Below are 11283 nucleotides of genomic sequence, written 5' to 3'. Positions count from 1 at the left end.
TCGATCTCCCCTCCTGCTGCATAGGATCTAGCCAGGACAATTTCTTGGAACGTCACCAGGGTTTCCATGCGAGATGGAATCGAAGTTTAGCGGGACGTCCCCTTCCCCGGTCGAGTACTGGCGCGCTTCCTTGTTGCAGCCTCGTTCGGGGTTGCAGGCGAGGTCGCCACGTTTGCTTTACCGGCAACAACGTTGCCAGATGCTGATTTGCGCGGCCCTGCGGATGCCTTGACTGATGACTTCTTTGTTACCGACTTATTATCCTCCGCAGTCTTCGCATTCGCAGGTGGCTTACGGGTTGTCGAGACGGCCGACTTGGTCGCCTTCTTCGCTGTCACCTTACCTGCCGGTGGCTTGTTAAGTCTGACAGCAGGCTTCGGCGGTGGGTTAGCGTCGGCCATCTCGATGCCAAACACGTCGGCCACCAGCGCGTCGTCGAGCACCTTGCTGGTGGCGGGTCGTTTTGTCGATTTGGGCAGGCCGGCGCCGGCCTGCCTGACGAGATCATTGGCATCGACGCGGCGCAGGGCGAAGAGCAATTCCGGCTGTTGGTCGAGCCGCGCGCCGATGCCGTAAAGTACGGCAGCAACGTGCTTACACATTGACGCCCAGTCCGGACAACTGCAACTGAACCTGATTTCTTCCGGCACCGGGAAAAGACCGCTGCGAGGTTTGCAGATGCGCTCCATCACGGCTGTCGAGAACTTGCCCTGCAAGAGTTCCACGATCGAATCGATCGACTCCGCGCAATCGGCGCCGATCGCTCGCCATTGCTTTGCGGGACATGCCGTCACGGTCACAGCGACCGTGTACAGACTCGAACCCATTACCTGCGCGCGGACTTCGCCTGCCGTAATCTGAAGGTCGATCACAGAACCGTTGCGCACATAGGTACGGCCGCGCGGCAGGCGGTTGGCATAGTCGCTGTAGCTTTCCAGATTGTCGCACCAGGCCTTGCCCCAGAAGGTCTTGGCGATGGCACCGCGATATGACGCGATTGGCGACAGCACCGTACCAGCCCTCTTCGCCTTCTCGGCGGCCCGTTCAGCCTTTTTCCTGCGCTCGGCGACTGAGACATAGGGCTTCCATCTCCCGTAACCGTAACCCATTCCGATCCCTCTTGACGATCAGTTTTCTTGCGCGGCATGAACATCTAGCTTCACGAGATCGAGCAGTTCACGATCGCTCATCTCGGTAAGCAGGAGTTCTGCGCCGCCCTCCAACACATCCTTCACCAATTGCTGCTTCGCTTCGATCAACTGGTCGATACGGTCCTCGATCGTGCCACGGCAAATAAACTTATGCACCAGGACGTTCCTCCGCTGGCCGATACGAAATGCACGATCAGTCGCCTGATTTTCCACGGCCGGGTTCCACCAGCGGTCGTAGTGGATCACATGCGAAGCGGCGGTGAGATTCAGACCTGCCCCACCGGCCTTGAGCGAGAGCACGAAGAACGGTGTCAGCTCATCTTCCTGGAATCGCTTGACCAGTTCGCGGCGCTTGGCTACCGGGGTGCCGCCATGAAGCACCAGACCTTCGCGGCCAAAGACCGAACCTAGAAATGCCGCAAGCGGCTCAGTGGTCTCGCGGAACTGGGTGAATACCAGCACCTTTTCCTGTTTGGCGGCAATGACTTCGGCCAGTTGGCGCAGGCGGGTGAACTTGCCGCTGTCTTCCGCCTTCCAGGCGGCGTCGCCCAACCACTGCGACGGATGGTTGCAGATCTGTTTGAAGCGCATCAGGTAGCTCAGCACTACCCCTTTGCGACCGATGCCTTCGGCATCTTCAAGCGCGGCAGCCAGATCCTTCACCGCACGCTGATACAGTGCCGCCTGGCTCGGGCTCAGGTGGCACCAGGCCTTGAGCTCGGTCTTGTCCGGAAGGTCGTCGATTATCCGCTTGTCGGTCTTCAGGCGGCGCAGGATGTAGGGCCGCACGAGCGTTCGCAGCGGACCGAAGTGCTCGGCCTTCGCCAGCCGCCTGGTAAAGTCGGCAAAGACTTTGTCTGATCCCAGTAAGCCGGGGTGGGTGAAATCGAATATGGACCACAGATCGGACAGGCGGTTTTCCACAGGAGTGCCGGTCAGCGCGATGCGCGATTGTGCCTGGAGCTGCTTGACCTGTCGCGTTTGCTTGGCGCCCGGATTTTTTATCGCCTGTGCTTCGTCGACAATGGCAACGCGCCATTGGAAGGCCCCCAGTACCGGCTGGCGAAGAAGCGAGCCAAAGCTGGTGATGACGAGATCGATGTCCGCAAGTCGCGCCGGGTCCAGCGCACGCAATTCGGCCGTCGGCATGACCGACGGATGGGCGATCAGTAGGCGCAAGCCGGGGGCAAAGCGCTCAGCTTCTGCCGCCCAGTTGGCCAGCAGCGATGCAGGAGCGACCAGCAGACTGGGCCGCGCCTCGGCACTTTCTCGCTTCAGCACGAGCAGAAGCGAGAGTACCTGCATGGTCTTGCCCAGGCCCATATCATCCGCCAGGCAAGCGCCCAAACCGAGCCGGGTGAGCAGGTACAACCACCGCACGCCGGCCTGTTGGTAGGGCCGTAGGGTTGCCTTCAGTTCCGGTCCCGGGTTGATCTGCGCCAACCCCTCCGGCTGACGCAACTCCTGCAGGGTGTCGGCCAGCCAGGGCCCTGCAACAAGCTGCGACCAGTCGCGGTCAGCGGGGTCGGCACTATCGTCGAGCGAAACCCCCGCCAGAAGGCGTAGGGCCTCATTAAGAGGCAGACCGCTTTGCGCCGCCTTTTCCATGGCCTCGAATCGCTTCATGAGGCGACTGAGCTTTTTCTTGTCCACCTCGACCCAGCGACCACGGATGAGCTGCAAGCCGTCGGCGCCTTTGAGCAGATTCCTGACCTCGGTGGCGCTGAGACACTCGCCATCGAGCGAAACCTCCATCCTAAAGTCCAGCAACGCGTCTTTGCCCAAGAGCGAGGGCGGCCGTGCTCCGACGCTGGCTTTCACAACGGGACGAGCAGGGCGGCCCGCCTGCCAGACGCCTGGCATACGTACGACAATCCCGGCAGCTTCGAGTTTGGACAGGTCCGAGAGAAGGCGATGGGCATCGAGCGGCGTCCAGCGCAGCGGATGGTATATCTCGCCGGTATCCACCATTTCGCGAAGCCAATCGCAGTGTTCCGCGGCGCGCTGCACCGGCAGCAGTAATGACAGGAGCTGCGCCTTGCTCCTGACTCCCGAGAATTCCGCCAGGGCCTGCGACAGTGGCTGATGTTGCGCTTTACCATGGGCCGACAGACGCGACGTGTAAGTCGCAAGGAAGGCGAACGGTGACTCCGGGTCCTTGCGGTTCTCAGCAAGGTTGAAATGCACGCGGCCGACGAGATTCCAAGCCGGGTGACGCAGCTTGAGGAAATCCTGAAGCGAGACGTTTGCGGTCGCCAGTTCCTGGTGCAAGGCAGTATCGATCTCGCCCCACAACGTGCGCAGCACATCTGGCGTCAGATACTCGCCGCCCGTCATCGGCGGTGCATCGCCAATCATGGCATCGAAATCCTTGGCAGCAGGCGTTGCGACCGCGATCTCGCCGCCTTCGGGCGTGGCGCACAAGGCGGTGACATAGCGCGCCGCAAAATCACGCCACCAGGCCCATGCAGGGGGCAAAATGCGGCCGATTTCGGCCGTTCCCAGGTGCAGCAGGCCATGTCCCGCGCCAAGCGCAAAAGAACTCTCAAGCCGCCGTCGCGTTTCATCTGCCAAGATTGGCGCGGCGTCCTCCGGCACTGCAAGTAGGTGCCCGCCAGGCGTCAGGTGTGGCACAAGAATGTCGGGAGCAGTCACAGGTGCCCGTTCCAATCGCACTGTTGCAGCAAGCGCTGAAGCTGCATGCTTTCAAGGGAGGCGGCTGCGAAATCAATCAGCAGGCCCTCCGGCCTAGGTTGGACTGGGCGAATCTTCGATTGCCTCTGGACCGACCGAATCATCGGCTCGACCAACCGTCCGGGGTATGCCTGTCCGCTGCGTTGCACATGTCTTGTGAACTGTCTTTTCATCTGCTGTAGGACAACCTGATCAAATTCGCTCCCGGCTTCGCCGCCAGCTGTTCAACCTTCAACTTTGTGACGGTCTCCCGCGAACTTCCGAATTTTGCCAGAAGAAATACGACCTTCCGTGAAAGGGTACCAAAACCTCAGTCCCACGAGATGGGATGTCGATGGCGACCGTCGCGGCGAAAAACAAAATAGTGGAGGTGTCCTGAATGGCCGAATCGCTTTGAAGGCGACTGACGAGGCGAATGGCAGCTGCCTCAGCGGAGCCGACCGTTCGAGCGTCCGGAGATAGGCGGCTACGCGCGGCAGAGTGGGGCATCTCGGCTGCCCTTGGCTGCGCCGGCCGAGTCCGTCGCACGACAACGAAGAGATAGACGTCTATTAGGCAGGCACACGTACGGTTATACTCCGCGCTTCACAACCAACGGGTAATCCATAATGGTCGCTGCAACGAAAGCAACGAAGGTCAGTGCAGTCTCGAAGAACAAGTCTGCCGCCAAGAAGGTGGCCGTGCCAACGAAAAAGGCCAGCGTGCTCGCACGTGAGGCTCAGGCAGCGAAAAAGAGCCTGCTGAAGCTGCGCGCCGACACCAAGAAGGCCATTGAGGCGGCAAAGCGCGAAGTTGCGCAGGCGGTGGAAGCCGCAAGGTCCGCGCTTCGCTTCGAGAAGCAAGCCGCAAAGGACAAGCTGGCGGCGAAGAAAGCAAAGGCTGCGGGCGCCAAGAAGGCCACAGGCAAAGCAGCCACGAAGGCGGCCCCGAAAAAGGCAGTGACCGGTAGCAAAGCCTCCGTGAAAGCTGCGCCGAAGAAGGCCGCAGTGAAAGCCGTGACGAAGAAGCGGACTCCCGCAAAGACAGTGGTGCCGACCGTGGCGACACCCGAAGTTTCGGCGTGATCTTGGCCTCGGCCGGTACGGCACTTCGCCAACCGGTCGATGACCGAAGATGGTCGCACAGCTTGCGCCAAGCCTGCTCGACTGAGCCGTGTATCGAGCCATTGGCTCAGCAAATTAGAGGCAAGTTGTGCGAACATCAGGGTAGAATCTCGCGCGTCGTTACAGGGCCGGACGCCGTGTTGGTTGCAGGCAGCGGACTCATAATCCGCCGGAGATATCCCACCGTGGGTTCGAATCCCACCCGGCCCACCAGGTTTGCGTCTGCCGCTACTGCTCGATGAGGATGAACTGCGAAGCCGATGCATTTGCCGGCTCGCCCAGGATGATCGCGTCCGAGTCGGGCCTGGCAGGTGAGCCTAGCATCGCGATCTTTGACGATCGCACCCGACTGGTGTGCGCAGCTATGACAACTCCGCTGGTAGAGCCCGGAGGTAGAAGCGGCAATCGCACAACCTGAGGCTCCAATTCTGGATTGCTCGGGGGCGTCGCGCGCCGACAACCGATTTGGCGAGTTCCATGATCGCGCACGGCTACCGTGCTGTCGTCATCGGTATGGCTGGCCTCTACTCCAACGTGGGGCTGGCGTAGGTCATCAACGACATCGATCGACTGAAGTTCGCTGGTCGAAGGTAGGCTGGAGGTGGAAGGGCGCCTACCCGTCGCCTATGACGTGAACCTGAAATGCGCTGATTGGGCGAGACGCCAGCGTTTACATGTCGTCTCGTGTCATATCGCAAATCCTAGGGAAGACTTCAGTACGCCAGACAGGTCCACGGAACAAGTCGTAGTGAGTGCAACCGGCAATCGTGACCAGTCGCCTGTCGCACGCGGATAGGCCTCGGCACAGGTCATGCGCGGCATGGGTCTGCCCGCGGCCGGATATGTCGTCGAGCTCGCCCTCGATGGTAAGCAATGCGGTGGAACGGATGTCCTGGGGACGCACGGACTGACCTTGCACTTGCCAGGTGCCAAAGGCGATCTGAAACTCCTGAAACACGGTCCGAACCGTGTCGAGATAAAACTCGGCGGCCATGTCGAGCACCGCGCTGTAGTCCAGCAATGCTTGCCAGTGAACATTGGCACGCTCGGCATCACCACGAGCAAGATTCGCCCAGTACCCCTCACATAGGCCCCACAGCGGTGATGACCGCGCAGCGGCAAGACCGGAAAGTTGCACGAAACTCGGACAGACCTGACGTCCAGCACCTGCATAGGGCTGCGGCACTGGGTGAACCAGATTGCGTCGAAACCACTGGATAGAGCGGCTCAAGGCGAGGCGCCCAATTGCAGTGGGGCTGCGACGTGCGTCAATCGGACCACCGATGAGAGTCAGGCTGTTTGGCGTCGCCTCATCGCGGCTTGCCAACAGCGCGATGGCGCCCAAAGCCGGCACCGTGGCCTGGCAAATGGCAAGCACATGCAGCGGCGAAACGTCGATCTGACGGATAAAGCGCTGAACGTGAACGACATAGTCGTCCAAATGAAATGCGCCATCGGTCACCGGAACGTTGCGCGCATTGCTCCAGTCAGTGACGTAGACAATGTGCTCTTGCAGTAGCGATTGCACCACGTCGCGAAGCATGACGGCGTGATGGCCGGCAAGCGGCGCACAGACGAGTACCGCGGGAATCGCTTGCTGCCCGTTATCATGCCCAACCGCTGGGGTAGCTTCAAAGCGCAGCAGGCGGCAAAAAGGGCTTTCCGAAACGATTTGCTCGACCACGGGAACAACACGGCCGTCACGAAGGATAGCTGTAATGCCAAACGTCGGTTCTTCGCTGGCCGTGCTCAAGCGATACAGGTTTTCCCAGCAGGCGGCAAAATTCCCGGTCCCCGGAAAATATGCAAGTGGGCTAAGAGGGCTGACCAAGGCTCGGGCAGATTCATCCACCCACGTTTTCATCATGGTCCGCTGATATTCAAAAATCTGATAGAGCATGCGGACTCCAAACCAACGAATGCGCCAGGAGAAAGAGCGCCATCACTCCCAAATTGCGGACGGTGGCAGCGCCAAACGCGTCGCTACCGCAAAGCGCCTTGTCAAGGTGCGTGGCACTCACAGCGGTCGGCAGAACGCAAAAGCCGCCGCCCTGAAGCCACGATTTAGGTCGCCAACTTCAAGCGGAGACGACCGCTTTCTGCCGTGGAGCCGGCGGCTCCGTTTGCGCCCAAGTTTAACGCTTAGCGCATGCGGCGTACGGCGTCGAGCAAGGAATGCCCCCGGCTTGTCAGGCGCGGATGGGCGCCGCTGTCATGACCATGCTCCATCGTGACCAGCTTCTGTTCCAACAAGGTGTCCAATCGCTCGGGATCGAGGTCGTCAATGTCCGGTGCATCGCCAAGCAGCAGCAATGCTGCGATTTCATGCGGACTTAGCATGTCGGTCTCCTTGATCGGGTCAAAAGGGAACTGCGACGGCTGATCTGTGTACCGTGCTCCACGGGGGAGTTGAGAACCGCAATTGGATGATGTCGGTGCAAGGAACAGGCCGGGAGCGCGACACCGAACGTTTACGGTAAATCCTTCAGTCGTGGAAAGCAAGTAAGGAATATGCTGCGGGGCAGCGGAGGAGGCATTGCCGATTGGGATAGCCGCCCGGACAGGCGGCTGCGACAGTGCGGCTCGAAGGTCGTCGCGATCCTTCAAGCACAACGGGCCAATTGCGGACCAACGCATCGCGGCACGCTTCAAGCGATCACTGGCCTACCTTGCCTGAACGCAGTTCGCGCGAAGTTCACTGTTCAACGTCGCGCACAACGGCACTACAAAGTTTTCAGTCCTGCAGTCGTAGCGGTGCCGGGAGACCATGCGAAAACCGCCGAGCTCGGAGGTTTGCCCCACGTCCAGGCTGCGGCGTACCCGTTTCTGCGAACGTTCTGACCAAGGATTGTTAGACAAATGCAGCCTCGAGTACTCGGTCGGAATCTTTTTGGCCGGCCGATTGCCGTGAGCGTCTCGGTCAGGTCCACGAACCTGAAGCTGGTCCTTATCAGTTCAAACCGAGGGGCTTTGCACCCGAATCACGCGCATTGTTTTACGGCGCTCCCTTTAATGCAGTTCTCGCTGCCCTTACCCCATGGAGCCTCAACGTGGCGTGGTGGTACTCATTCGTTGTCATACGTTCTCGCTCAGTTTTTTGGTCATGATTCGGAGCCGCCAAGCGAGTCATTGGACTGTTCATTACCCATAAGGTTAAAGTTTATGCGCCCTGAAGAGCAAATTGGCTCTAAACTACCTTCTATCTGTATCCCTCGATCGGAAAGGAAATCAGGAGATGGCAACTTACAAAGAACTGATGGCGCAGAAGGCAGCTCTGGAAGCTCACCTGGAAGAGGTGCGTGCGAATGAAGTCGCCTCTGTCATCGAGCAGATTCAGAACCTGATGGCGGAATACGGGCTGACTGTCGAAGATATTTCCAAACGCCGTCGTGGCCGTCCTGCCGGCAGCGGCGCTGGCAAGGCGAAAGCGGGATTGCCCCCGAAATATCGGGATCCAAAGACTGGCAAGACCTGGTCTGGCCGCGGCCGTACGCCGTCCTGGCTTGGCAAGAGCCCTAACAAGTTCCTGATTGCAGAAGAGGCGTAACTAGGCACCGCTCGTCTCCGACAGAATGTGTCCAACCCCTGCATGCAGGGGTTTTCTTTTTTGAGAGCAATCGCCATGTCATTTGAAGCGATTCATGCCGATATCATGCTCGCCCGGCCAAACTTGGTTCCTCGTGAACGTACCGAGCGGGGGATACGGAACAGCTATGCCTACTGGCTCCGGCTTCCGTTCAGCAAGGAATTCAGAGTGATCCGCCTTTCGCAACAGGCTGGCGGCAGCTATGAGCTGGTGCGCTCGGCCAGCGAGCGAAGAACGCGTCAGAAAATACGTCAACGGTTTTCCGGGTCCCTGGCCGAGCTGATAGCCATTATTGACGAAGAGATCGACATCCTTCGCAAGGATGAGCGCTTGATATCGAAGCGAGGCTCATAGGCTTGCCGGCCAAGACCAAACGGCCGCCCACGGGAAGCAGGGCGGTACGTTCCCGATCCACGCGGCCGCCGTGCCGTCTTAGTTTCGAAGAATTGACGCCACAGTGCATGTCGACCATGCGTGGACGCTCTCGGGTCGAAGTGAAGGGCACAGCGGCAATCCATCGTTGAAAAACCGCTACCGTGACTGCTGGCACAGAACTGCGCCGACAACAATTGCTGGGCGAAGACCCGTGCAAAAACGGCTCTCGACCGGTAGCAGAAAGCCGCAGAACGTCTTGCGGCTTGACAAACCAGTCATGCGCGAAGGGCCTCAGGGTGTAACAGATTGGGCCGCAAGACGGAATTTTGGCCCCCAAAGACCTTGTGACTACAGCAGAAGACCCTGCGAGGCTTGGCATCGACCGATCGATTGCTTGCATCTTAGATGCAGGTCGCCCTTTGCGGCCCAATTCATTGCACCTTAGCCGTCGCCACCGCCAAGGGGAAAGCAAATGCAGCGCGAGAGCCTCATAATCCATTGGTGTCGTGTTCGACTCACGGGGCGCCCAATTCCACACCACTATCGTTGCGCCAAGGACGCTACCCAGCGGACGAGCGTACCTGTTTCTGCGTACGGCAGTTTGGTTTTGTTACGGCGAAGCATGACGAGGCGCTACCACAAGAACTGTGTCTTGGCACACCAATCAAGCCGCCGAGTCAAAACTGGGAAGGGCTTGCCCGTCACGAAGACGCGGCTCGCACCGGCAGGCGCCGCCGGCGCATGCTCTGCACGTTGCGCCTTCCAGTCTGCAACGTCTAAGGGGTCTCTTTCATCTCATGTGGATATAGATCTCGGCCACCAATTGGCGAACGCAGTATTCTTGCTTGGGCGCGGTCGCGGTCACGCCTTCGACGCCTGATCAAGCAAATTGGTGATAATTCAGGGATAACCGGGTAACCGAGGACCGCCACACTGTGAGCGGAACTCTCCCAATACGTCATGCGTGCGCAATGTCTCGAGGCTGTACGGGTGGCGATCGCCAGGACCGTGGCAGAGACGCGGGCGGCGCGGCTTACGTCAGCCCGACGCAGCCACCGCCGGCTAGCCACGGTCACCGTCATCGAAGCGCCTGTTCCACTCAAACAATTCACCTGCCCCGACGAACGATGCCTGAAGGCCATGTATTCATTTGCGGCGACCCCCATGGTGAGTTCGGCCCGCTGATCGAATGCGTCCACCGTCACCGCCCCGAGGCGGTGGTGCTCGCAGGCGACATCCAGGCCAAGCGCCCGCTGGACGAGGAACTCGCCAGTATCCTTCCCCTGACGCAGGTGTGGTGGATTCCCGGCAATCACGACACCGACAGCGATGCCGATTACGACAACCTGTTCGGCTCGGGCCTGGCCCACCGGAACCTGGATGGGAGGGTGGTCACGATCGCAGGCCTTCGGATTGCCGGGCTAGGGGGGATTTTTCGCGGCCAGGTCTGGATGCCGCCCGAAGCACCACGCCTCGTGAGCGAGGCCGACTATCTTGCCAAATGTGGGAAGGGGAATTATTGGCGGGGCGGTCTGCCGCGGCGCCATCGCAGCACGATCTTCCCGCAGACCTACAACGCGCTATTGAGTCAGCATGCGGATGTCCTGGTCAGCCACGAGGCTCCGGCTTGTGACCCACACGGGTTCGAGGCGATTGACACGCTCATCGAAGCGATGGGCGTGCAACGCGCTTTCCACGGCCATCACCACGAATCCACGGCTTATCCCACCACAGGACTGTGCCGCATCTTCGGTCTCGGTGCGTGCGCGGTAGCCACGATCGACGGAGCGTTCTTGCCCAGCGTCCTGACTTGTCCGGATCAAGACGAAGGAGGCTAGACCGGCGGTTGAGGTTCACTGGCAACTCTATTGGGCGCCAGCGGGCAGGGCAAACAACTGGCGATCTTTCGGATTGTGCAAGCAGGTCAGACCGCCCGCAGGTCGACATGACACCGGCAGATCCGGTGATCGATCGCACAGCGGCGGCTACCGTCGGCAAGTTGGACGCGCCGGTTGCCAGATAGTGCGCGCGACCAAAGAAACAGCCCTCGCTCCGATGGAGGAGAGCCGCAGAACGTCCAAGAAGAAATCGGGTAACACCTTGCGGCGCCACCCAAATTCAGTATCCGTTGCCGTGGTCGGCAATCCAGCCTGCGCCGCGCAGTTCATCGGTTCGCGGAAAAAGAACCCGCGCTCACCAGGGAAGGGGCGCGGGTGGTAGCAGGCCTACCGAAGCAGGATACGGCGATATAAACATCGCGCAACACAGGATTAGGAGCTATTTTTCCCGGCAGTTCTTTTGCCAGCGAAAAAATTGTCACGCAGCGAGCAGACCATTGAACGATCGATGGAGCATCCTCGACCTTGCAGGGCCG

General features: G+C 59.9%; 8 protein-coding genes and 1 tRNA gene. 5 read left to right on the top strand and 4 right to left on the bottom strand.

The genetic code is table 11. The annotated features are described in order from the left end of the window. Positions 1-86 precede the first annotated feature (86 nt). Positions 87-1109: a hypothetical protein gene (locus CF70_RS21020; protein ID WP_035868992.1), complete on the bottom strand. Its 1023-nt coding sequence runs from the start codon at positions 1107-1109 to the stop codon at positions 87-89. 18 nt (positions 1110-1127) lie between these two features. Then, entirely contained in the window at positions 1128-3806 is a 2679-nt protein-coding gene (locus CF70_RS21015; protein ID WP_035868989.1) for a DEAD/DEAH box helicase, read from the bottom strand. A gap of 647 nt (positions 3807-4453) precedes the next feature. On the opposite strand from CF70_RS21015, the gene CF70_RS21010 reads away from it, so the two are divergent. Continuing rightward, a complete protein-coding gene (locus tag CF70_RS21010; RefSeq protein ID WP_035868986.1) occupies positions 4454-4909 on the top strand; it encodes a hypothetical protein in 456 nt (151 codons plus the stop codon). Between the two features lie 164 nt (positions 4910-5073). Next, positions 5074-5161: transfer RNA gene (locus CF70_RS21005), tRNA-Ile, on the top strand. A gap of 457 nt (positions 5162-5618) precedes the next feature. Here CF70_RS21005 and phaZ read toward each other — a convergent pair. After that, on the bottom strand, positions 5619-6848 hold the full coding sequence (phaZ, locus tag CF70_RS21000) for a polyhydroxyalkanoate depolymerase (RefSeq protein WP_035868983.1): 1230 nt from the start codon (positions 6846-6848) through the stop codon (positions 5619-5621). 242 nt (positions 6849-7090) lie between these two features. Then, positions 7091-7288 (bottom strand): hypothetical protein, encoded by a 198-nt coding sequence (locus tag CF70_RS20995; protein ID WP_035868981.1) that lies wholly within the window; start codon positions 7286-7288, stop codon positions 7091-7093. A gap of 895 nt (positions 7289-8183) precedes the next feature. Here CF70_RS20995 and CF70_RS20990 point away from each other — a divergent pair. The 3 genes from CF70_RS20990 (at position 8184) to CF70_RS20980 (ending at position 10747) form a co-directional block, all read left to right on the top strand. After that, complete coding sequence (locus tag CF70_RS20990) at positions 8184-8495, top strand: H-NS family nucleoid-associated regulatory protein (protein ID WP_035868976.1); 312 nt, start codon at positions 8184-8186, stop codon at positions 8493-8495. Positions 8496-8570: 75 nt separating this feature from the next. Then, positions 8571-8888: a hypothetical protein gene (locus tag CF70_RS20985; protein WP_152561870.1), complete on the top strand. Its 318-nt coding sequence runs from the start codon at positions 8571-8573 to the stop codon at positions 8886-8888. A 1148-nt stretch (positions 8889-10036) separates the two neighbouring features. Beyond that, the gene (locus tag CF70_RS20980) at positions 10037-10747 is read left to right on the top strand and encodes a metallophosphoesterase family protein (RefSeq protein ID WP_035868971.1); all 711 of its coding nucleotides are present in this window, start codon (positions 10037-10039) and stop codon (positions 10745-10747) included. Positions 10748-11283 lie beyond the last annotated feature (536 nt).

This window comes from Cupriavidus sp. SK-3 (assembly GCF_000611145.1).
Lineage (GTDB): Bacteria > Pseudomonadota > Gammaproteobacteria > Burkholderiales > Burkholderiaceae > Cupriavidus.
The sequence above is the reverse complement of the archived record's forward strand: the minus strand, read 5'-3'. Positions and strand labels throughout refer to the sequence as shown.